Here is a 23,539-nt window from a genome sequence, read left to right as displayed (position 1 = left end):
TTACCTTAAAAAACGTACCCTATTAAACTAAAAAATCACCTAACCTTCATTTTTGTTAACCTAATCTATCTATAATACGGACAAGAAAACCAATACACTCAACGAAAGTGGTTATTTTTATAATACTTGTCCTCTATACTTTTTATATTCTTCTATTTCCTGATCCGTCACTGGCACGAGTTGCATGGCCACACCACCTCCAGGCTTTAATGCGAACTGCATGATTTGAGAAGAATCCACCAACAAACGGGTACATTTCACCTGAGTACGAGTCTTCATTTTATCTCCCCCATCTGTATAAATACGGGCCAGATAGGTCTTTCCCTTATCTAAAAATGAAAGATTCACCGATTGAGCAGAACCTTCATTATTAGTCAAAGCTCCTACAAACCAGTCATTACCTTTGCGACGCGCCATAGTTATACACTTACCCGGAGCACCTTCTAATACTTTTGTATCATCAAATACGGTTTGCAGATTCTCGAACCATTCTATTTCGGGCTCCCCTTGATAGAATGAAGGGCGGTCATACCAGAAGATAGTTTGTAAAGGACTATAAAAAATCAATGAAGCCGCCAACTGATGAGCATGGGTGTTCTTCAGGCGTTTGTCGAAATAACAGATGGTATAATCTGCCGCCCCATTAATCATACGAGTGAAAGGAAGAATGGTATTATGCGTTGCGTCTGGAAATTCCTCGTTTCCACGTATCCCCTCCTGAGTAAGTAAATTGGGATAAGTACGACTAAAGCCTGAAGGACGGAACTCATCATGAATATTAATCAGCAATTTATTCTCGGCAGCCAGACGAACCATATCATGTAACCAAGTAGCCCATCGATGACTGGCATACTGTACGAAACCGGATTTCACACCTACGACTCCCCACTTATGCAGCAATGGAAAAAGCTCATGCATCTGTTTCATCAGGGCATGCTGATTGACATACACCCATACACCTACTCCTTTTTCTTTCCCGTATGCTATGACACGAGGCATGTCCAGTTTGGAAACGACCTTCGTGGCATCTCCGTCATGAGAGGTACAGGGCATATACCATTGCCAATCAAACAGCATATAGGGGATATGATGGGCGGCACAGAAATCAATCGTGGCTATGGCTCCTTCAGTAGTAATGGTGGTCTCACGCATAATCTTACCCGGCTTTATCCAATCCGTATCGGTTATCTCACAAGGAGGATTCAGGTTCTGGATGATGTCGTTGTGTTCCAGCAATTCCCCCGGCTTATCAGCCGCCATGATAATTTTCCATGGAGTAGCATAATAAGTAACAATATCCACAGGGCTATACATGACCGAAGTCAGTGTATTCTGTTTAGTTGGAGAAGCTACAAACTTAGTCAGACACCAGTCATCTACATCGGCATCAGTCAAAGCTACCCACAGCCCATTGGGAAGTTCTACGGTCAAGGCACGTTCTACCGGCAATTTGATGTCATTAATGGCAAGGCGCTCAAAAGGAGCTTGCTCCCATTGCTCCGTCCACGCCACCGCACCGGGGGAAAACGTATATTCAGTCAGATCCCCCACCACTTTATGAAAAATGGCCTGTGGATGTTCAGGAAAAAAATAACGGAAAGCGATGCCTTCATCATACGCACGTACTTCAATATTCAAACGATAATTGGAACCGTCTTTTTTGGAAAGATACATGATTGCCTCATTATACGCCTCGCGAACCGTACTACGTTCTCCATACAGAGGATGCCAAGACTTGTTGACAGCAGGCTGATAGATCACACTATCCACCTCCAAATTATCCATCCAACATTTTACCTGATTTATTTTACGGGCAAGCGCCAGTTCCCAAGTACGGTTATCCAGCTGAAGACCGGCACGGGAGTTTCCGATAACCTCTCTGCCTCTATACTTTACCTGATATACTATTTCATTTACCGAAGAAGAAATTTTCTCCTGCCTGAACATGACTTCATGAACTCCCTCCGGGGACGTCAATTTCAATTCTTTAGAATGACCTGCATAAAGCGAAGCCGTACAGGTCAACGCACATGCTATGAGTATTATTTTTTTCATAATGATTACTTTTTAATTAGTAGTACGGATGAATCGGAAAACTCACTCAACGAAAAGAAAAATAAAATCTATAGGATAAAACAATTAACCGCAGAGACCTTCAGCATTAGTCCCTGCGGTGAATAAGGATGCACAAAAAAATTATAATTTTTGATTGTAACCTTCATTCAGTTCTTTGGTTTCTTTTCCTATTTTCACCCGTACAGGACCGGTTGCTGAATAGTACCAAACACCATGCTGCATATAGATTGCAGCATATACGTCATGATCCGATTCTAAAACAAAGTTACTTTTCTTTAGTGAACGGCCACAGCCAAGATACATCAGTTGAATCTGACCTTCTTTTTCTCTTATCAATCCTAACCTGCCACAGAATGAAACACGTTTGGAAGGATGATGAGCCTGCATGTCCGTCGCAGTGAACAGATAATCCGCATATCCGTCCGCCGTATTCACCTTCACCCCGGTACAGCCATCATCTCCCTGCAAGGCTTCTACACCGAGCACATTCGGACCACTCTTTTTATACGCTTCATAAACAGAAACAAAAGGATGAGTATGAGCATTATTACCTTCCTGACGAACAATCAAAGCAGGAGTCGGCATAGGAGGCATACAAATATCGCCGGGAGTCAACCCTTTATTCATTGTAGTCGGGGGAGCATCCACCTGATAAATTTCACGTCCCTCACCTCCTGCCATCCATAAACGCGCCGTTATATCTTCGGGCATACTCCATGAAGCGATGAAATTCTGGTTATAATCGGATTTATGCAGATTGGAAAACCAATGATATCCTTCATGCCACGTCTTGTCAAACTTCTCCAAAGCCTCACCGGGAAGCTTGTTCCCTTCCGAATCAGTGATTTCCATCGAAGTACCTACATGATGGAACAAATAATCATTATCCGCCCTGTCCGACCGGAAAATATCCACATAATAACCACTATTCCCCGAAGTACGGACCATAGCGACCATTCTTCTTTTCTCACCGGCAGACACATCGGCAAAGTTGAGGTAAGGAGTTAATTCCCTATCATTTACGAATTCTCCCTCCTTCACCATAGGTTCCATAGCATGAATAGTGATATCTCCTTCCGTATATCCGGGTAAAACCGTATTAGAACCTGTAGGAGACTGATGGTATCCATGATCTTTACTCCAATAGGACTCATAAGCCGCTGCATCCGGAGCCAACGCATAACCATACGCATAGAATTGTAAAGCCAACCCGTTCGGAGTGAGATGGTATCCTTTTTTACCACCATACAGAGTGAACATCATTTTATAATCTCCCTCCCAGTTCTTCATTGTAATAAAACGATGATGGGGAGAATAAGACGCACGTTCATTACTTTCTACACGCACAGACGGGATGGTAGCTGTATAGGTACAAAGCCCTGTCCAACCGGCATTATTTCTGGAGTATTTCTTTTGAGAAATCCCTTTGTTCAAGGCACTTGCCACTTTTTCCACCCCCTCCTTATTATCTGTTCCGGTATAATAAGTCAGCAGATTTTCAAACGCCTGAAAATTAGCACTTCCCCCACGTGAATCACCGAACACCACCATATTGGCTGCATCGTCCATCCAAGGAAATACAGCCATTGCAGCTTTCTGCAAAATGGGGTTACCGGCTATGATATCTATCCCGGCACGTTTCAAGGGAGCCGCCCAATCAAGCAATGACTGCACTGTACCGAATGAATAACCGGGAGATTCCGGCCACAGCCCTGTCACCCGATCGTAAGTTTTCAATATATCGGGAATGGCATCATGATAGGGAGTAGATTCGTTCACCAGCAGATTCAAATAATACTCTTTTCCTTTCCCGTCAGCATAAGCCTCATTATGATCGAGCACCAACATAGGACGCAGCATTATATTCCACCCGTTCACATTCCAGTTACCCGATTTGCCACCGCGTACCAGCCCTATATTGATAAAACGCTTAAAGACTTCGGCAGCTACCGTTTTTGTATCTTTCCCAATTGCTTTCAGATGAGCATGAGGATGCCGTATCAAATAATCGAAAGCAAAATCATACGCCATTGCCGCATGCATTACCAAATCATCATGTATCTGTTCGTAATCATAATAGCCGCAAATACCTCCCGGTTCCCAACCACCGACACTGCCACACGACTTTTCAGGGTCCAAAATAGGATTCATATAATACGTCCCTACCAACCACACATTAAATATATCTGTGGCAAAACGGGCAAACTTCTCTTCTCCTGTCACCCAATAAACAAAAGCGGCATTTTCTGCTAATGTCAAGATCTCGACATTATTCCCCCGTATCATGTGCCCGCTTTCCTTATAAGGCACTTTGACCGAAGGCTCCGAAGGATTTAATTTATTAATTCCCCACATATCACCTGTTTCATTATAAGGAGTGCGGTCCTCCAGCGGAACATTGACATACTTATTCCAAGTACGCATTCCCGGCATTCTTACAGTGGGAACAGGAGCATTCCCCTCTCCATAGTCCCAATTCTGTTTTTTCAAATAACATTGAGTATAGCGCTCTCCATCTTTTCCAATACATGGCCAGCCGGGAAATTATCCATTCGGGATCAGTCTGATGACGATCCACATATTTTTCCACTTTGGAGCGAATAGCTGCAAAGGATTCCTCAGCCCAAGGCTCATTTTTCACTTTTTGCAGAACAGACGCCCTATCCGCCGGAGCAACATAGACACAAGGGTGTTGCTGCGCCTGAACAGCCAACATACATCCCATCCCCAAAATAAAGGCGGCTAGAATCTTTTTCATTCTGGTTCCATGAACTGCCAACCTGAAAATAAAAACAAATCCTCTATTCATATTCCTATATCATTTGATTAGTCAAACCATATATAAATACGAATCAAAGGATTCATTTACTCATCTAATAATGAAATTTATTCTTTCTCCAAATCCCAATATACCACATAACGCTGCCGATGAATATTGTACAACGGTTCTATCACATCTCCTTGAGAAGTCGTAAACTTTAACTCCGTACCGACACGCCGTACACTGCGTTCAGGATGCTTGACATCAAGTTTTAACGTGGTACGAAGTCCTGCAGGGATATGATAATCATACGTATAATAATCATTGTACAAAGCAGGATTGGAATCGGGCGCAGGTGCCTGCATTCCTTCTGTTCCCCGTTCACCGGCCAACACTACCGGACCATAAACCAACGCTCCCTTTTGAGGATTATCCGGAGTCGTTTCCACACGGAGACGCATGGGATAATCAGCCGTAATACGGTCACCGTCTTTCCATAGACGAGTGATAGCAATATATGAACCGGGCTTCTGCTTCACCGCCACCTTTTTACCATTTACAGCGACTTTCACTTCCTTGCTCCACGAAGGATAACGAAGATAAACCGTAGTCTCTACAGGACTTTGAGTGCCTATGGTCAGAACTGTGGTTTCCTCTGCCGGAAAATCCGTTTCCTGGCGGAGAGTCAATCCTTTCTCCTGCCAATTGACTACCGAAGGAATAAAAAGATTCACATAAATGCCTTTATCATTGTGATAATAGATGGCTTCTCCATATTTAGCATGGTTTTCAAAGCCGCTGCCCACACAACACCAAAAAGAGTTTTCTTTCGTACTATACACCTTATGCGAACCCGAAAGCAAGGGCAGGAAATATGTCACCATACCGGTTTGAGGATCTTGCTGTCCCAAAATATGGTTATAAAGAGCACGTTCATAATAATCCGCAATAGCAGCATCGGCTGTCCAGCAGAACAGATGACGGGACAGCTTCAACATATTATAGGTACAACACGTTTCCCCGGTATAACCTGACACATGCTTGGAGAACCGGGCCGGATCAAAATAATGTTCCTTGTCACTACTGCATCCGGGAGCAAATGTGTGACGGTCTATCATAGTATGCCAAAAGAAACCGGACAACTTTCTGCTGTCCTCATCTTCCGTCAGTTCATAATTACGAGCTTCAGCCAACACTTTCGGGATGAACGTGTTGGTATGTTTAGTCCCTAAATCATCACGCAGCTCCTTTAACGGATCAATCACCTCATTATGATAAAAAAATCGTGCCAGCCACCGATAACGCTCATCTCCGGTTATCGCATACAAATTATAGAAAGACTCATTAATTCCTCCGAATTCATTCCGTATCATTTTTCGGCGTGTAACCTCATCCAGCGGTTTGAGTTTATGATAGGCCCAATCGGCCATGCGGGTAACAATCTCTAAAGCTTTCTGATTGTCACTGTAAAGATACTGATCTATCAATCCAGAAAAAAGCTTATGAAGAGTGTACCACGGCGCCCATACACTGGTGCCACGGATGTTACGATTAATCAATTCTTCAGGATAAGCACTCAAATAACCATTACCCAACGCGTTTTGTACTTCAGCCAGACCACTTACCAAACTGTCTCCTTTGTGTTTGAACAGTTCACTGCCTGTCGCCGCATACATCAGGCCGTAGGCAGAAAGCAAGTGCCCTGTGGTGTGTCCACGCAATTCACAGTCCAAGGATTCCCATCCACCTAATTTCTTTACTGTCATGTAACCACCTTCCCGACCGGCAAACACACCCGCATTAGTACGGAAACTATGTAACAACCTGTCCACCTCTATAGAAGCCATCCACATAGAATCACGCATCATATTTTCACGAAAACGACTCGGCAGCAAACGGACATCCTTCAAATCAAAGCTCTTGACTTGCATCGGAGCTATGGTTTCTTTTTTCAATTTTCCGGAATGCTGGCCGGGATAAACTGATTGGCCAGACAAACCACCTGAAACAACTAGCGACATAACCGCTATAAATACTTTCCTCTTCATATCATTGTATTTTTTCATTTACTATCCGATTATTGGAATCTCTATTTTATAATACGAAAAAAAGGAAGAGAGCACTCAAAATACCTCTTCCTTTTTCAGCAGTCCAACCACTTTTATTCCAAGTCATTTAAAAATTCTTCCAATGCTTCATTAAATGCTTCCGGTTGCTCCATATTCATCATGTGACCACAATCATCCAGCACTTTCAATTTTCCATTCGGAAGATAATCCAAAATCTCAGGATGATCGGAATATCTGTTTCCGGGTGACCTGCCTTCAACAATCAAAGTAGGTACCTGAGGATGATTTTCTTTCAGTTTTGCATAAGCATCCAGTCCGATTATCACCCTCACCTCCTTATGTAAAGGCTGCCATGCATCCCAGTCATCGATCATCTCCCACAGAGGCACACGCATTCTTTCTTTTCTTGTTCCGCCCGACTGCATCAGTCCTTCGAACCATTCCTTCTTCATCACATCCACTCCTTTCTTTTCCAGTGCTGCGATTTCTTCATCCCGTTTTGCCGCTTCCTCTTTTGTCATCGGCTCACTGGGTCCTTTTGATTTGCGGATATTTCCGCTGGCCAAGAAAGCGGACAACATACGGTCCGGAAAACATCCCAGCATATCCGCACCAACGAATCCCCCCAAAGACAAACCTACAATATGCGCTTTCCGTATATGCAAAGCATCCATCAAAGCAACCAGATCTTCTGCATGGGTAAATTGGAAATCTTCCGTTTGTTTGGATGAAATGCCATATCCGCGCAAATCATATCGTATAGCTCGATAATGCTTTGCAAACTTAAAGAACTGTTCATTCCACATTCTACGGTCCAAAGAGTGTCCGTGAATAAAAATAAGCGGCTCTCCCGTACCTGCTTCTTCATAATACAAAGAACCTTCCGGAACCTTCACATAACCACTTTTCACCTGTACATCGCCGGTATCTTGTGAATATAATCCGGTCAAACCGGATAATACTAATAAACAAATAAATGCCAGAATCCTCATATTCCTAGATTTACATAAAAGATACTATTTGACTTCAATTCTTTCAATATATTCATTGGTTATAAAACCACTTAAATCTTTCATTTTCTTACCATTAACCACAACGTTCTCAAAAGTCACATCCCGTACCATCCGGTCTTTGTCCAATCCTTTTATCAGTGACGGGTTCTCTCCCACCCCGTTATAAGTAATATTACGGAAAGTCACTCCATCAATGCTTTGTCCGGGTTGTTTGTCATACTTCCCGTTAAAACGGACATTGATATGAAACAGCCTCCCCTCTTGAATACTTTCCACACGAATATCCTCAAACAATATATTTTTCACCCTGTTCCTGTCGCCTGCATCTATAGCCATACATCCCTGATAAGGCACATCATCTTCATCATGTTCCAAAATATCAATATTGCGGAAAACCAGATTCTCAATAATCTCTCCTGTCGGAGAATTCGGATCACCATGACCACCTACATTGATAGGATGAGCAATATCCGCCCAAAGAATGGAATTCTGTACAGTGATATTGTCCGAACCGCCCCACCAGTTCCAACGATGATTATATAAAGCAATGCAGTCATCACTATTACGCATAAACACATTGTCTATCAATACATCGTGGCAGCACATCATGTCGATGCCATCGCTCCAACCTTTACAACTGAATGATTTCAGGTTCTTGATTGTCACCCCCTCAGCACCTCCGCCAAATACGGTATAATGATCAGGATTGACCACTGTTATGCCATCTATCACTATATTTTTAGAATCAGTGATTTCAATACCACGAACAGGATGGTCCAAAATGCCACGCCCAATGATCCGTACATTCTCCACTTTATCCAGCAGCAACTTCGCTTTCACAACAGCTCCCGGTGCCAGATAGACCGTCGTATTGCCTGGTATTCTTATCTGATTGTTCGGCAGATCTTTGGGACGATGCACTCCCGGCCCGAAATACATCACTCCTTTCTCTTCTTTCGAGTAAGTCTCCGTTTCCATCGGATTGGCAAAAAGATGGAGATTATGCAGGCGGTCGCCATTAAACTCCACAGACAGATACTGAGGTTTGTCCAGCGTAAACGTAATTACATTCTTATTCTGCACATACTGCACTTTCCTGGCCTGCGGACGGATATCGACCTCATGAATCATCCCATTATTTTTTTTCACCATCACTTCTACAGGACTGCCCATATCAAACTGTACCATCGAAGCATCCTGTACCCTATCCATATCTACCTGCACATTATACTCAAACAGATCTTTCCAGTCGCCCCCCGGCACACGGACACGAACCGTATAGTCATCATTATGAGACATACCGGTCTGCAGTCCTTCGGGATAAGTCACTAATTGAGCCTGTACGGCCACACAGTATACCATAAGACAAAAGGTCAATAAATTCTTCATATTTTGCATTTTTCTTATTAGATACGTTTGGCAAACGTTTTTCACTCAAAAATAAGATGTTATCAACCGTCAACTTACAAATTAAATCAGTCTTTCCCGAATCTGTTCCGTTCCACCTCTTTTCCTTCATAAAAAAATACGACTTCATAAGATGATTTGTCATCCGCCAAGGCTGCATCCGGAGAGAAGGCCAGATACTCTACTTCATAAGGCTGCAATGTCTTTAGAGTCATCCGCCCCAAGCTATGGCCGCCACATATCACCTCCACTTCCGCCGGTTCCGATGCAGACAATCCAAAGTTTTGTATCTCCACTTTCAATTCCCCTTTTTCCTTATCAAACACAGGACGACGGGCAGAAAGCAAAGCCGGCCGGTAATTCACATAAGGCAGGCGGGCATAACCGTAAAGCATGTTCCCATTCCTGTGTTTTCCTATCATTTTGGGAGCAAACTCATCAGAGGTAATTCCACTTCCTTCGGCATTAAAGACCACAATCAAGTCTTCCCCCGAAACCTTGGTCTTCACCGGTTTGCAACCACGCCCGAAGTTCACTTCTGTAAACGAACCGAACCGCAACGACTTTACATCCACATCCGTTTGCGGATGGAACCCCTCTTCGGCGGCAATCTTCACTTCAATGGTACGGGTAGACGGAGTGATCTCCTTTTCATTCAAAACGGACAATAGCATCCCTTTATTCAAGGGAACGCTTATGTTCTTGGAACTATGTTTGTCATTAGGAAGGTCGTTCCATTTTATCGTATCAATCACGGCAAAATTCATTTGGACGGCACGCCCCTTCTCATCCTGGAAAACCTTAGGACGCTCATATTTAAACCAACGCTCCACCGTTCCGTCTTTATGGAATGATACGCCCGGCATGTATGCTTCTCCCTGTTCCGTCACCCAATGTACTCCGTCCTTGGAACGCTGGTAGAAAGCAATCCTGCCCAACCAGTCATTTACGATCAAGTGATATTGCAAATCATCCCTCCATACCACCGGATCTTCAAACCGGCCCTCCACGTCCGGGTAAACCCGTTTGTCCGTCAACTGCTTATAGGGTGAAAGTCCGTCTTTGCTGATCCAGACACCTCCACCGCGGCATACCATCAGATAAGAGCCATCCTGACGACGGGCAAAAGTCAGATTAGAGAGGCCTTCTATGATTTTACGGTCACGCGGGTCAAAACTGAACTTTCCATACGTCCAAACCTTGTCATCCACCCTGTCCGCTATATAATAACCATCAATAACATAGACCACGATACGGCCGTCCGACAGACGGAACGCTTCCGGATTATGTCCTTTTCCAATGGAATTCCGTATTTTAAAAGGTCCCGTGAGCCGGTCACTTACCGCATGAAAAACGGTAGAGTTTGACCAGAACATGTGACCTTTCGGAGAGTTCTCGGGCCAGCCACACACAAACAGATGATATTTGCCTTCCGTATCCTGCAATATATTTCCTCCCCAGAAAGAAACTCCGGGAAGCTCAATGCCATTATCCACATAACGGTTCAGCACACTGTCAGTTCCCCATATCCCCTTGGCCTGGATACCGTCGGGCATCGGAAGGAAACGGTCCATAAAACGTGCACCCTTTACCAGATGTTGCCATTCGGCAGGACGTTCACGCTCGGTTATCTGTGCATGTACAGGAGCAAACAAAAAACTCGCAGCCATTAAAAAGAAGAGCTTTTTCATCGTATCATTATTTTACACGTTAACAAATCGTTTATTTATATGCTCAAAAATAAAAAGATTAAGCTGACATAAGTACCAGCCAGCTTAACAAAAAGCACGCAAACCTTTGCGTAAAATAAACTTCCACCAAATTCTTCGCCTTACCCGCTCATTCAATAACCACGCCTGATACTTTTACCGTGCCCTTCTCATAAACAACAGGAGTTACCTTTCCATTCACGACAACCGCTTTCGGACGTTTCTCGCTTCTGAATCTAGCATTCATCTTCGGTTGACCATCCATCCACAATTTCATCCGCCCGTTTTCCTCCTTTTGAATCACAAAAAGCTTAGCCAAAGAAGAAAAGAAAGAAACATCTCCTCGTCTTAAAGCGCTTCCATAACAAATAAAGCGCTCTTTTGAATCGGCTGGTTCCATACCAGCCTCATAAGTGACTGCAAACATATAAGCGTCCGTAAACCATCCGTCCGCTTCAATCCATGAATTGCTATGCATCAATCGCCCGTCGGCCAATTGATTGATATAGAGATCTGTTATTTTTCCCTTATAATGAATACGAAGTCCTATCCAATCTTTGCCTTCCCGTCTTTCCATATAAGGAAGATCTTTCTGGTCCGGCGTTTCTTTCAAGATGATGGCGGTCAGCCCTTTCACCCTATCCACTTTTGCCGGCAAATGAAATGAATAATACGTTTCTGTTCCTTTTAAATCCTCCGTTGGAGCTTCTACTTCTTCCCAATATAAATCTTCGGGGTAATCATGTACAAAATCGGATTTCGCCAACAAACGGGGATATAGCGGACGGACAACAACTGAAGAATTCCCATTTGTTATATTCAGATCAATTCCACGTTTTTCCGCCTCTCCTCCCGGATGCCAAAGCCATTCAAAATGTCCCACATCATGAGTTTTCAAATCATCAATCATATAAATCACATCATCTATCCACAGGAAATGACGGAAATTACGACTAAACTGGTCTGAATACGGGCCGGTTCCATTGGCCAATACATATTTTACATTATCCGCATCGAGCAAATAATGTAAATACCCTCTCAGCATTGAACCATGATATTGTTGTTCACGTGACTGTCCTTTGCCATTGAAAAGCACGACATTGTGTGCCTCGCTTTGAAAAAAATAATTACGGTAACTGGGATTAGGATACCAGCAGTTTCCCGCATCTTTTATAATATCCACTCCTTTATGAAAGATGATGAACGAGTTGGCGTCCGCATGAGAATGATTCCATGTATGCCCCGATTTAACGGCCAGCATGGTAGCATCCTTCTCCCAGGAAGTACGCATCGTAGCCCACCCAAAATCTGCAAAAAGTTGTGATTTCTTTATTTCAGGCAACTGCGGCGCTTTGCTTAGATCGGGCGTATAGAGAAATCCCATCGGACGGTCGATAAAATAACCGTCACGGTGTTGCCCCTGTTCCACCTGATTCATATACCAAAGCATATTATCATTCCTGATTCCCATCGCATAGAGCAGCATCAAGGTACTTTCGGCAGTCACATTCTTATGGCTGTCACCAAAATTCATATTATATAGTATACCTGTACGCGGATAGCAGACATGCACAAAGAAATCGGACAATTTATTCAGTTGCGGAATTTGAACCGGCTTTTGTCCGGGATGGGTGTTCATCCATGCCAAACGAAACTGTAATGCTTCCTGAATCCCGAAATTGGCATAATTGAGGCTTTCATACATCCCTCCGTCGGCATCAAAGCTTTTCGGCTTCTGCTGCAAGACATCTCCGGCAAAGTCAAACCATTGGGGAAGAGCCTCATATACCGCCTCCGCTCCTTGCTTTGCCTCCGGCAATTCGTTTTGTAAACTCAAGGCCAGTATGCCGCCCATGCAGGCACAAGAAGTCCACCAGTTATGTCCCATCGAATTCAACGAATGAATACGTGCCGGCTCCAGCACCCAGTCCCCCAGACACGGGTCAAGGGCCAACCGTTTCAATCCTTCCGCTATTTCTTTCCTCTCGGAACTTGAAAGGTCATTATAAACAGCATCATAGGCTATGGCAGAAAGGTAAGCCTTATGTGCCAGTCCCAAATCCGCTCTCCAGACAGGGATACGCGCCAGCATTTCTTCACTGCCCCACGTATCCTCCTTAATGACATCCAATAAAATCTCTTTCAATTTGTCAGCGTATTTTTTTTCATCTGTCATCAAATAGGCCAAAGCCAGGTAATCCGCCTTGCTTAGATTCTTTTTCTGCAACTGTTCATCTGCCGTCTTCTTTATAGAAGCCCATGCCTCAGCCATCTTTAAATCATTTACAATCCGTTGTTTCACCTGCTGAATGCGCTCCGGAGTATAAAGCAAAGCAGGGTGTTTTATCTTTTGCGCCTGTACAAAGGCAAAGCATAAAAAAATCAATAGACATACATATATCCGTTTCATATTTCTGTTGGTTTAATTATTGTTTAACGACATAGAAAATCACTTTCCGCTTTTCCTCAACCGTCTGTCTACATCCGCCGTCCTGACATTATCCAAAAGTACACCGGCGGAAGAAATGTCATTGACTTGTATCCGGTCAAGCGACAAGTTCCCTACATTAACGGCAATTACCGGTATCCTGGGATCAGGCTTTTCCGATTGAAAGGTGGCATTGTCCACAGCTATACTTCTCACATTTCTGATAAACAGTCCATAACTCGGCAGATTCCCCCATACAGTAGGTTGTGGATAACCTTTCTCATCCTCTTTCACTTCCCGATGGGAAGACCAATATTGGTCCCGAAATACATTTCCGGCAGTATCATGACGTTTCCCTTGCATATCATTCGCCGTCCGGCAATTTCCTGCTACAAGCCCGCCTTTATTTAGAAAGCGAACATTGCTTAAATAAATATTCTCTATCTCACCACCGGGAATCCCCGTTATGGAAGAACAAAAATTACCGGTATCATAAGCGGTTACATTACTAATCTGTATATTTCTCATTTTTCCTATTGGAGGAACCGGAGCCTCATCTATATATTTCCGGCCTCTATTCGCCAAACGGACATACAAAGGACATTCCGTACCCTCAATTACGATATTGTCAATAGACACGCCATCCATTATTCCACCATCCACCACCTCCAAAGAAATAGCCGTAATACCGCTTGGAGTAGATTTTATAATGCGGTCCCCTTTATTGCAACTCGGTTTAACAATACAATTAGAAATGACAATATTCTTATATCCTCCGGTCGATTCGGTGCCACATTTTATAGCATTGGCAAAGCTGCTGACAATACAATTATTAATAACGACATCTTCACAAGGAGCCAGCCCCGTACTTTTCAACACGATTCCGTCATCGTCCGAATCGATGACACTATCAGACAAGATAAACCTGCGACAACCGTCAATATCTATACCGTCATTATTACCATTACAATGGTTGAAAACATGGATATGCTCTACAATAACATCTTCACAATCCAGATAATGTTGATTCCACAAGGCTGAATTCCTCATACTGATACCTGAGATACGTACCCCTTTACATGAAATAAAAAGGATATTGCGCGGCCTGCCGTCGGCATCACCCGGTACTCCGCCCACACGCCCTTTTCTGCCCTTTCCTCTCCCATCAATTACACCTTTGCCCGTAACGGCTATATTCCTAGCCCCCACCGCATAAATCAACGCCGACCATCCGCCTGCATCTTTCAAAGAGCGGTAAGCTGCTCTCGGCTGAATAGGAAAATCAGCATAATCCTCACTGGCATAAAGGCAGGCACCGTTATCCAAATGAAGTTCTACATTATCTTTCAGAAAAATAGTACCTGTCTTAAATTTACCCGGAGGAATAACCACTCTTCCGCCCCCCTGCCTGTAACAGCTTTCAATCGCTTCATTGATAGCTTTCGTATGCACCATCATAGTATCACGGGTGGCTCCGAAATCCAGAATATTAAATTCTCCCGTCCTCCCGTGCTCCTTCGTTTGAGCAAAAACATGGATGACAGAAAGACATAGATAAAGACAAGTCATCAGCTTCTTTTTCATGGTATTTACTGAATTATGATAATAACAAATCGCAACTTCTCCCTTTATATCATTCAATACGAAAGAGAAGAAATAAAGACTCAACGCGGAGCTGACTATTTCGTTATAAAAAAACTGCGTTCCACCGGTTCAGCCGTCTGTACCTGTCCGGCAATCCCGTACTGCCAGGCTACAACGGTGACTTTCACCGGAAATTTACTGCGGGGAGGAATTTTCGTAAAGACCAGCCTGTTATCTTGTAATTCCGCAGGGCCTTCCTTTACATAATAATATACGGGCAATCCACAATCAGAAACAGCTTCAAGAGAAACTGATTCCACTCCTTCCCTCACATCTTCTATCCCCGGAAAAAGTATATATTGGCGTTTTCCCTCTGTATTCCGATAAGGAATACGAATATTGAATTGTTGTACCGCACTCTTATATCTACTGTCACCCTCATTAGCGGCCAACAGCCAGATATCTCCGGTACGCTTCGGATTATCCATTCCCATTCTATAAAAACGCACGGTAAAAGTAGTATCATTCACCTTTGCCACCGGACCGCAAATACGAGTAACTTCAATTCCGCCATGAGCATGTTCCTTTACCAGTGAGGAGCGTAAAGAGTCCATATACACCCCTTTTACGTGAAAAGTCAGACCATCGGCTTCCGGCCGGAAAGCGGCAATCACTCCGGCATGTTGTCCGGCATCATATTTAACCAACCGGCCTCTCTGCATAAATCCAAGATATTGCATCTGCTTACCTTTATATTTTGCATAGCGGGCTTCGGTCAGTCCGGCCATTTCTTTATCAAAATACCAAAATGCATCGTGCTTATCTCCTTTATAGTCCCGATAAGGAGCCACCTTAGCCCTGTCCTTCTGCTCCGGACGCCAACGCTCGGCCAACCACCCTTCTTCCGGATTCAGTTTTTTCAAACGGACAGGCTCATTCAAAGAAGGATGTCCGGACAAACGGTATTCCAACGCTTTTCGCAGAAACAAAGCAATATAATCAGCAGTCTGCCCGGCCACATCAAAATGTCCACGTCCCGTATCACACAAAAATGAAATACAACTTTCGGGATACATCATCCGAAACGCCAAAGCAGGGTTCACCCGCGCCTCCCACCATTCATATTCTCCTTCAATCATCAATCCCGGAATACCATCTATATTACGTGTCCTACCCCACTCCAGATTCTCCCCGCCATAGCCACACAGGTTGGTACGGGGAGCATCTCCATGCAAAGAAATGACAGCCAATGTCCGTTTAGGATTCCAAGCGGCAAAATTCCACGGATAAGTGGCCATTGCCGAATGACCGACAGGAACTACAGGTATATGTTCCAACTCAGAATAGCCGCTGACTTCCGCCAGGTCATTCATCATCCGATTGAAAATCTCTTGCGTTCCTTTTGTCACATCCCATTGCTGGTCGATTCCGGGAGTGATCCATACCAGTCCGATCCCCATCCGAGACAATACTTCCCGGAAACGCGGCATCTCGAACAGGGTTTCCTCACTCATATTGTGCTTTCCTACCATTACGGCACGCAACTGATGGCAATCGGAAGGTATCCACAGGAAGGCAGTCGGTTCTTTGCCGGTTTCGGAAGAGATGAATCCTTTCAACTGTACGGACCATTGCCATTCTTGGGCAGTAGCAAACAAAGCACTGCACAATAACAATAAAGCAAATACTAATTTCCTCATCAAGCTATATGTTTAAATGAATATTTTCTTTTTAATACGCTCCACTCACGATATTCACTCAACACCTCATTCATTAAAATAAAAATCCACAGATACCTCATGAGGATACCTGTGGATTTATTTAACCAAACATGGGATTACAACTGACTAACCTCTTCGAATGTCAATCCTGTAATTTCCATAATATCCTCTATAGAGAGCCCTTTTTCTTTCATCCTCCGGGCATTGCGAACGACACCTTCCTTAATGCCTTCTTCGCGACCTTCCGCACGACCTTCTTCGCGGCCCTCCATGCGCCCTTCTTCGCGACCTTCCATACGCCCTTCTATCTTTCCTTCCAACTTGGCAGAATCAAGAACATCATTCTGAATCATTAAAGCGCTGAGATGTTCATCGTAAGCATGACGTTCCTGAGGGGTCATTGAATAATATTTCAATTTTTCACGTGCCTCCCCCAATCCGGGAGCTGTCGTGTCAGGACGGATAATACCCGTCTTCAAATATTCTATCCATTCCTCAAGGGGAGTCATGGCCACCTTATTAAACTCATTCACACGGATAAGGAAATACTCAGGATAAATTTCGGAAGGCATACGAGGCACAATAGCATCCTTCTCCCGGGTACTGACCTGCAGGAAATCTCCCGTATGCACCCCTTTAAATATATTCTGCCCATGATAAAGATAATCAGTTCCATAACCGATATCGAAATAAAGGATACTGATGGAATATATCTTTTTAACTTTATAATAAGTTTCACCCAATGAGATATGCTCCGTAATGGCCTTGGCTACTCCATACAGGATACGCTCCAAATAATACAGTTCACGGGTATTTTGGATCTCGATGATAACAATCTCATTTTTACTATTAAGAGCCTTGATATCAACCCGGTTGAACTTATCCTCTTCCGTTTGCTGATTACCCTCGCTTTCCAGAATCTCCACTATATGGATATCATCACCTATCAGCACCGTAAGGAACCCTTCGAGCACACCAAAATTGGCTTTATGACGCAACAGGCGTTTGACTGCCCAATCAAAACGGATATATCTATCTTGTAATTCCATAAGAATATAATTTATTCATTTTCAATGGACAAAGATACGAAAAAGGATTGCTCTTAAAGAATTATTCCACTTAAATAATTACCCTTATTTTTTATTTCACAAATACTGCATTCTCCATATGCTCTTCCACAAAGATACCTGCCCAATCCGGAATCTTATACCATTGGGGCCCTTTGGGCATATCATGCCGACATCACCTTACCGTTTATCATCATGTTCTCGAAACGAATACTCTTTATCTTCCTCATTCTTGAGAGGAACAAAGGAGCCTGTCTGATGGAACTCCTTATTTCCCCATGTGAAACAAGGAGTTCCAATAGTATAAAACAAGTTGTTTCAATGCTCGAAACCAAGTATTTTTGAAAGATGTGCAAAGATAACGCAACTATGCTAAAAATCAAATAGTTATAAAACATATTTTTAGCAGGTAGGCAAAAGGGAAGCAAAAAAAAGCAGATTTGGAAAGGAGTTAGGTTACCAAATCGTAACTCCGCCAAATATGCTATAAAAAGAGGTGTAATGTATTATATTTCAATCTATTGCTTGTTTTTGCATAGTATCAGATAACTCAACAGAAAGTAAATTTGTAACTAAAAAAAGTTGAGTTATGCGAAGCACATTCAAAGTATTGTTCTACACCAAGAACCAGTCAGTAAAAAATGGTAAGGCTCCGATTATGGGCCGTATTACAGTCAATGGAACCCAAGCGGGTTTCAGCAGTAAAAGAACGGTGTCCCTTTCCTTATGGGACGTAAAAGCCAACCGTGCGAAAGGCAAGTCCGAGGAAGCACGCACGCTGAATCAAGAACTTGACAACATCAAGGCGCAGATAACGAAGCACTATCAGTACATTTGCGACCATGACAGTTTTGTTACGGCCAAGAAAGTATATAACCGCTATGTAGGTTTCGCAGAGGAATGCCATACTCTTATGGTGCTCTTCAGAGAACAGATTGAATCGTATAAAGAAAAGATAGGCAAAGGAAAGGCGGAAAGCACTTACCGTGGACTGGTTGCCGACTACAAAAGTCTTTTGCTTTTCATGAAAACCAAAAAGAACATTGAGGATATAGCTATTGACGAGCTTGAGAAATCGTTCATTGAGGATTATTACACATGGATGCTCGGCACGGCAGGCAATGCGAATGCCACCGCTTTCAACCGTGTCAACACCCTGAAATGGTTGATGTACATAGCGCAGGAAAAGGGTTGGTTGAAAGTCCATCCTTTCACATCCTTCGAGTGCAAGCCGGAATACAAGAAAAGGTCTTTTCTTACTGAAGAGGAATTACAGAGAATCATCCACGTGGATCTGAAATACAAACGCCAGCGTGCCATGCGGGATATGTTTCTCTTCATGTGCTTCACCGGTCTTGCATATGCCGACCTCAAAGCCATTACTTACGACAACATCCATACCGATTCCGAGGGAGGCACATGGTTGATGGGCAACCGTATAAAAACCGGAGTGGCCTATGTCGTGAAGTTATTGCCCATAGCCATTGAGCTTATTGAGAAATACAGGGGTGTGGACGAGAAGAAGGATTCCCCCGATTGTGTTTTCCCCGTAGGCGAATACAACACGATGTTCCTCAGCCTCAGAATCATCGGTAAGAAGTGCGATTGCCATACCGAAGTCACCCCGCATATCGGACGTCATACATTCGCAGTTCTGGCCATTCTCAAAGGGATGCCGTTGGAAACCCTGCAAAAGGTATTAGGACATAACTCCATCCTTTCCACGCAGGTGTATGCCGAGCTTATCAATCCAAAAGTGGGCGAAGATACCGACAAACTTTGCGAGAAGATAGGCCATGTTTACAAACTGGCCGTCTAATACCGACCAAAAGGAATGCCCCTTCAGCCGGCAGGCCGGAGGGACATTCCTTTTGTCTTTTTCTTTATTTCCTGAACCTTCGGAAATCCCGATAGTTCTTTTTTAACACCTCATACAGTCCGCTTTCGGGATAAAGAATCTTTCCACCGATGGTAGTATAGGACACCATGTTCTCATCACGCAAGGTTTGCAGTGTCCGCCGTGAGATGTGCAGTCTCTCGCATACGTCATCTCCAGTCAGGTAATGCTCATCCGCAATTGTGGGACGTATCCTTGCCGTGGCTTCTTCAGCCGCCTTACCCGCTCTCCTTATCCATCCGGTCAATTCCTTGAACTCTTCCGAATCCTTTGTGATAATGTCTGCCATAGCCTATTTCCTTTTTACAAGTCCTTCACTCAATATCTCCTGAATATCCGTTTCCCGATAGAAGAATTTCCCGCCTATGTTTGAATAAGGAATAAGGCCGTTGTCCCTGTAATTTTGCAAGCATCTCTTCGATATTTTCAGAGCCAGACATACCTCTTGTGCGTCCAATCATTTATCCGGTGCGGGTGGGGCAACCTTTTTACGGAAATCTTCCAATTGTACAGCCAGCAGACTGAACTGTTTCCTCATTTCCAGATACGCGCTCGTTTCGATAATAGTCAGTTCCATACATGATGTTTTTAGTTTATACATTTTAATGTTTTCTCCGGCAAAATAAGGCATACTCTCCGCTAAAAACAAGTGTGCGGAATCAAAGTCGGATTTTGTCGTGCATTGTCACAACAGTAAAGTAAACGGTATGAAGAAAGGCTTGTATCCCTATGTTTCCACTATGGACAAGCCTTTCCTCTACCATCTGCCACCTTATATTCTCAGGCCTTTATTCTTCCGCTCTACTATGACATTTTCTATTTTTCCCTCTTTCATTTCCGTATTTTGACGCAAATTTGGAAAATGCTCATTCAGCAAATCGCCTGCCAATTTTTTAGCTTTCTCCTGCATCTCGTCGTGTACATTCAATCTGTCCGGTCCTAACAGTTTTTTTTCAATCTCTTCAAATTTGTCGTAAAAGCTGAACTCATCCGGATATTCATCAACCAGCCCGTCCTCCGGGTATCCTTGTTCCCGGATGAAAAGCAAGGTCATCCGGTCGTAATTATCCGGACTTCGTGGCAATCCCAATCCTTCCCCTATTTCAGTCAGATTGAAGTAATTTTCCCATGTAGGCGCAAGGTCAAAAGTCTTGCTTTCCACTACATTCTTCAAAACAGACCTGTCCTGATATGCGCACTGTCTCATTGTTTCCTCATCTACCCAGTCTCCCCGCTCATTTTTACAGAGGTTTACCTTTCCTTCCATTAAGGAAGGCCATCCGCTCAACTCATGAACGGCCAGAGATTTTAAAGGAAAATCAGGTTCAAAGAAACTCTTCTCCACATATTCATACATATAACTGTTGAATTGCCATTCTCCATTTGTATTGTCATCAAAGAGAAGCACGCCCTTATCCGTTTCAACGGCAGAGTAATAATGGTTCCCGCGTTTCAGGTCATCCAGCATTTTCTCCACCATTTTAGGTGAGGATTGTATTTCCTCCCACATGCCGGGTGTCAGTATCCGTTTAAAATGCTCATCTTTTGACAACGGGTCTATATCTTTTCACAGGCAATACACCACTTCCGATACACGCAGGTAACTTTGCAATCCGATTCCCTGCCCATCCATTGCCTTTTCCAATGTTTTCAAATAGTTACTGTTATTTCTCTTCCGCAAAGGAGGGACCATTGCCAGATCAGGCACATCATAGTATAAAACGCCTGTTGTCGGTATCTCTTTTCCTCTCAGAGCCTTTTCCACATCTTCCTGCATGAAATCCCAAAAGCCTTCTTTACCCTTGCCTTTCATACTGATGTGTATCGGATTGAAGTGTCCGTCCACTGTGACATACACACTGCCACTCTTGTTCTCTTCTTTTTCCATATTTCAAAACTAAATTTTCATTCCACGCCTTTCCCTTTTCATGGGAACTTTCACCGACATGTTCGGACCGGAGAAACGGGTATTGTCAGGCCGCGCCACCAGTTGCGACATGATCCGTTCCTGTTCCTTTGTCAGCGGAACCTTAACCAAAGGCAGATTTCTCAAACGGTTGAAGTTTCTTAATGTGGGTGCCATATCCAGCCGTTTTGTACAAATCCCATAATTTAATATCTCTGGCGAGGTCACCTGCCAGTCACACATTGTGCCCCGGTATCTCGCATCCAACGGTGCTACTTCATAAAATCCCAGTTCCTTCGGTTTCCCTTTTCCTTCAAAGAACTTTTCAGTTATTCCGTCCAATAATTTGGCCAGTTCCTTGTCTCCTGCTTCTGTCTTATCAAACAGCAATACCTTTTGTCCGTATTCCACTGCCGTACAAGTAGGAAATACAGCCAATCCGTTTCTTATCACATGGCCGTCCGTTCCGAAACGGTGTGCCAGCCGTTGGTAGTCCTCATTCTCCGCCAGTGCCGTATGCGCTGCCGAGGCGGACAATTGCCTGATTCCCCTTTCCTCACAGAATGCCGCGTCCCGCAGCCTCACCACCCCTGAAGGATGAATCCTTTTCCGTTCCAATACCGGCATGAGCCGTTCCAGATAATCCGCATTATCTGTTCCGAGTATGGGAGGAATCAGACTTTTGTCTTTGAAGTCGAAACGGAACATTCAGTGGTCGGGTACAAATTCCCTGCTTGTTGCATGAAACCGCACGTTATTACTGACATATCGGGAGAATCCTTCTTCTCCCTGTCCCCGCATACTTAAATAAACGGGGTGGTAAAAAGCATCCAGCGTCATGTACAGGCTGCCGTTTTCCATACACTCTGTATTCATTCTCTTTTCCATAAGCATATTATATAATCAGTTGTTTTTTTTCTTTCTTCTGCGGAACAACGGAAGAGACATGCTTCGCAGCCTGACACCCCGATTTTTCCGGTTCCGGTTCTTTGGATTGCTGAAACAAACACTTTTCCGGTGTTTTTGTCCTTTGCGATGTCCGGTTCGCTTTTCCGCTCAGCCTGAACTCCCCGTCCGTAATATGGAACTCCGATTGCAGAATATCCCTTGCCATAACTTTTGCTTCCATCTGCAAGGCTGCATAGCCGAAATCATGTAATGACATCGGCGCCGATTGCCGTGCCTTGATGCTGTCGTCCAGTTTTTCAGCCAAGTCCCTGAACTCATATTCGTAACTGAACGGATGAAAATAATCCGCTACCACATGACCTGCATATCCGTTTTCCGAAATATAGAGTAACGAGGCAACATCATAATTACGGGGAGAGATGCCCAGATTAAACTCTTTCGTTAATCGGTCAAAGTTGTTATAATCCGGTCGAAGATCGTATTTGTCTGTACAAACAGCACCTTCCAGCATTTCTTTTCCTGCCATTTTCTCTTTGGTAAAGCTGAACTCCGACTTTCGAAGTTGCGTACCGGCATTACGCAGGTCGCTTTTGGCCAGCTTATCAATGCTATTGTCCGCCAGTTCCATCACTTGCCGGGAAGGTATCTCCATTTCGTACAGTTTCAGCGTTTCCACTCCTTTTGAGAAGTTGAAAAAGCTATCCGCCAGATGTTGCAGGTAGCTGTTACGCGTTTTCATCCCTTTCCCACTGTCCGAAAAGAACAGTACGCCTTCATCCGTTGCCACGGCATATACCCGTTTCCCCTCGTCCGATACGTTATTCCGGCCTGCTGCCTCGTTATGGCGTATAAACTCCCGGTATTGCTTATCCTTTTGAAGGGTTTCAAGCGATGTCCGGCGGCTGAACAGTTTCCATCCCGCTTTTAGTATATAAGCCGCATCTTGTAGCTGAATCTGTTTTCCCATTACCGCCTTATGCCTATAGACAGCC

16 protein-coding genes and 2 pseudogenes are annotated in these 23,539 nt (G+C 43.9%); 1 reads left to right on the top strand and 17 read right to left on the bottom strand.

Features of this window, described 5'->3' with window-relative positions:
• Positions 1-117: 117 nt before the first annotated feature.
• The 10 genes and pseudogenes from AB5935_RS00315 to AB5935_RS00270 form a co-directional block, all read right to left on the bottom strand.
• On the bottom strand, positions 118-2,055 hold the full coding sequence (locus AB5935_RS00315) for a glycoside hydrolase family 97 protein (protein WP_038610695.1): 1,938 nt from the start codon (positions 2,053-2,055) through the stop codon (positions 118-120).
• Between the two features lie 141 nt (positions 2,056-2,196).
• A pseudogene (locus AB5935_RS00310) lies at positions 2,197-4,834 on the bottom strand (hypothetical protein).
• A gap of 128 nt (positions 4,835-4,962) precedes the next feature.
• The gene (locus tag AB5935_RS00305; protein WP_372586410.1) at positions 4,963-6,903 is read right to left on the bottom strand and encodes a glycoside hydrolase family 127 protein; all 1,941 of its coding nucleotides are present in this window, start codon (positions 6,901-6,903) and stop codon (positions 4,963-4,965) included.
• Positions 6,904-6,998: 95 nt separating this feature from the next.
• Positions 6,999-7,796, bottom strand: a pseudogene (locus AB5935_RS00300) (alpha/beta fold hydrolase); the annotation flags it as partial.
• 126 nt (positions 7,797-7,922) lie between these two features.
• Entirely contained in the window at positions 7,923-9,317 is a 1,395-nt protein-coding gene (locus tag AB5935_RS00295) for a glycosyl hydrolase family 28 protein (RefSeq protein WP_368327300.1), read from the bottom strand.
• 77 nt (positions 9,318-9,394) lie between these two features.
• Complete coding sequence (locus AB5935_RS00290) at positions 9,395-11,017, bottom strand: glycoside hydrolase family protein (RefSeq protein ID WP_022185248.1); 1,623 nt, start codon at positions 11,015-11,017, stop codon at positions 9,395-9,397.
• A 148-nt stretch (positions 11,018-11,165) separates the two neighbouring features.
• Entirely contained in the window at positions 11,166-13,445 is a 2,280-nt protein-coding gene (locus tag AB5935_RS00285; protein WP_038610704.1) for a heparinase II/III family protein, read from the bottom strand.
• A 39-nt stretch (positions 13,446-13,484) separates the two neighbouring features.
• Positions 13,485-15,047, bottom strand: coding sequence for a glycoside hydrolase family 28 protein (locus AB5935_RS00280; protein WP_244057944.1), 1,563 nt, complete (start codon positions 15,045-15,047; stop codon positions 13,485-13,487).
• A 95-nt stretch (positions 15,048-15,142) separates the two neighbouring features.
• Entirely contained in the window at positions 15,143-16,747 is a 1,605-nt protein-coding gene (locus tag AB5935_RS00275; RefSeq protein WP_120053040.1) for a hypothetical protein, read from the bottom strand.
• A gap of 137 nt (positions 16,748-16,884) precedes the next feature.
• Entirely contained in the window at positions 16,885-17,817 is a 933-nt protein-coding gene (locus tag AB5935_RS00270; protein ID WP_038610710.1) for a PD-(D/E)XK nuclease family transposase, read from the bottom strand.
• Between the two features lie 607 nt (positions 17,818-18,424).
• Between AB5935_RS00270 and AB5935_RS00265 the strand changes: the two genes are divergently transcribed.
• Positions 18,425-19,654: a site-specific integrase gene (locus tag AB5935_RS00265; RefSeq protein WP_038610713.1), complete on the top strand. Its 1,230-nt coding sequence runs from the start codon at positions 18,425-18,427 to the stop codon at positions 19,652-19,654.
• A 64-nt stretch (positions 19,655-19,718) separates the two neighbouring features.
• Here AB5935_RS00265 and AB5935_RS00260 read toward each other — a convergent pair whose 3' ends face one another.
• The 7 genes from AB5935_RS00260 to AB5935_RS00230 all read right to left on the bottom strand — a co-directional run bounded on the left by AB5935_RS00260 (position 19,719) and on the right by AB5935_RS00230 (position 23,514).
• Positions 19,719-20,021 (bottom strand): helix-turn-helix domain-containing protein, encoded by a 303-nt coding sequence (locus tag AB5935_RS00260; RefSeq protein WP_038610716.1) that lies wholly within the window; start codon positions 20,019-20,021, stop codon positions 19,719-19,721.
• Positions 20,022-20,024: 3 nt separating this feature from the next.
• Positions 20,025-20,189 (bottom strand): helix-turn-helix domain-containing protein, encoded by a 165-nt coding sequence (locus tag AB5935_RS00255; RefSeq protein ID WP_038610719.1) that lies wholly within the window; start codon positions 20,187-20,189, stop codon positions 20,025-20,027.
• Between the two features lie 315 nt (positions 20,190-20,504).
• Positions 20,505-21,242 carry a DUF6047 family protein gene (locus tag AB5935_RS00250; RefSeq protein WP_120053052.1) on the bottom strand — a complete coding sequence of 246 codons (738 nt, stop codon included), beginning with the start codon at positions 21,240-21,242 and terminating at the stop codon, positions 20,505-20,507.
• A gap of 57 nt (positions 21,243-21,299) precedes the next feature.
• The gene (locus tag AB5935_RS00245) at positions 21,300-21,620 is read right to left on the bottom strand and encodes a hypothetical protein (RefSeq protein ID WP_038610725.1); all 321 of its coding nucleotides are present in this window, start codon (positions 21,618-21,620) and stop codon (positions 21,300-21,302) included.
• A gap of 9 nt (positions 21,621-21,629) precedes the next feature.
• Positions 21,630-22,346, bottom strand: a complete 717-nt coding sequence (locus tag AB5935_RS00240) for a DUF6047 family protein (RefSeq protein ID WP_038610728.1) — start codon at positions 22,344-22,346, stop codon at positions 21,630-21,632.
• Positions 22,347-22,514 (bottom strand): hypothetical protein, encoded by a 168-nt coding sequence (locus tag AB5935_RS00235; protein ID WP_373873921.1) that lies wholly within the window; start codon positions 22,512-22,514, stop codon positions 22,347-22,349. It abuts the gene before it with no gap.
• A 19-nt stretch (positions 22,515-22,533) separates the two neighbouring features.
• Positions 22,534-23,514: a DUF6047 family protein gene (locus tag AB5935_RS00230; protein ID WP_038610731.1), complete on the bottom strand. Its 981-nt coding sequence runs from the start codon at positions 23,512-23,514 to the stop codon at positions 22,534-22,536.
• Between the last annotated feature and the right edge of the window lie 25 nt (positions 23,515-23,539).

Source organism: Phocaeicola sp. RTP21198st1_B8_RTP21198_201120, from assembly GCF_040929485.1.
Taxonomy (GTDB): domain Bacteria; phylum Bacteroidota; class Bacteroidia; order Bacteroidales; family Bacteroidaceae; genus Phocaeicola; species Phocaeicola dorei.
Note: the sequence above shows the minus strand (reverse complement) of the source record. Positions and strands in the feature narration are given on the sequence as shown.

What these genes read in the sequence shown, in the direction of transcription:
- AB5935_RS00315 (WP_038610695.1), bottom strand. Translation starts at nt 2,055, where the DNA reads ATGAAAAAAATAATACTCATAGCATGTGCGTTGACCTGTACGGCTTCG.
- AB5935_RS00305 (WP_372586410.1), bottom strand. Translation starts at nt 6,903, where the DNA reads ATGAAAAAATACAATGATATGAAGAGGAAAGTATTTATAGCGGTTATG.
- AB5935_RS00295 (WP_368327300.1), bottom strand. Translation starts at nt 9,317, where the DNA reads ATGCAAAATATGAAGAATTTATTGACCTTTTGTCTTATGGTATACTGT.
- AB5935_RS00290 (WP_022185248.1), bottom strand. Translation starts at nt 11,017, where the DNA reads ATGAAAAAGCTCTTCTTTTTAATGGCTGCGAGTTTTTTGTTTGCTCCT.
- AB5935_RS00285 (WP_038610704.1), bottom strand. Translation starts at nt 13,445, where the DNA reads ATGAAACGGATATATGTATGTCTATTGATTTTTTTATGCTTTGCCTTT.
- AB5935_RS00280 (WP_244057944.1), bottom strand. Translation starts at nt 15,047, where the DNA reads ATGAAAAAGAAGCTGATGACTTGTCTTTATCTATGTCTTTCTGTCATC.
- AB5935_RS00275 (WP_120053040.1), bottom strand. Translation starts at nt 16,747, where the DNA reads ATGAGGAAATTAGTATTTGCTTTATTGTTATTGTGCAGTGCTTTGTTT.
- AB5935_RS00270 (WP_038610710.1), bottom strand. Translation starts at nt 17,817, where the DNA reads ATGGAATTACAAGATAGATATATCCGTTTTGATTGGGCAGTCAAACGC.
- AB5935_RS00265 (WP_038610713.1), top strand. Translation starts at nt 18,425, where the DNA reads ATGCGAAGCACATTCAAAGTATTGTTCTACACCAAGAACCAGTCAGTA.
- AB5935_RS00260 (WP_038610716.1), bottom strand. Translation starts at nt 20,021, where the DNA reads ATGGCAGACATTATCACAAAGGATTCGGAAGAGTTCAAGGAATTGACC.
- AB5935_RS00250 (WP_120053052.1), bottom strand. Translation starts at nt 21,242, where the DNA reads ATGTGGGAGGAAATACAATCCTCACCTAAAATGGTGGAGAAAATGCTG.
- AB5935_RS00245 (WP_038610725.1), bottom strand. Translation starts at nt 21,620, where the DNA reads ATGGAAAAAGAAGAGAACAAGAGTGGCAGTGTGTATGTCACAGTGGAC.
- AB5935_RS00240 (WP_038610728.1), bottom strand. Translation starts at nt 22,346, where the DNA reads ATGTTCCGTTTCGACTTCAAAGACAAAAGTCTGATTCCTCCCATACTC.
- AB5935_RS00235 (WP_373873921.1), bottom strand. Translation starts at nt 22,514, where the DNA reads ATGAATACAGAGTGTATGGAAAACGGCAGCCTGTACATGACGCTGGAT.
- AB5935_RS00230 (WP_038610731.1), bottom strand. Translation starts at nt 23,514, where the DNA reads ATGGGAAAACAGATTCAGCTACAAGATGCGGCTTATATACTAAAAGCG.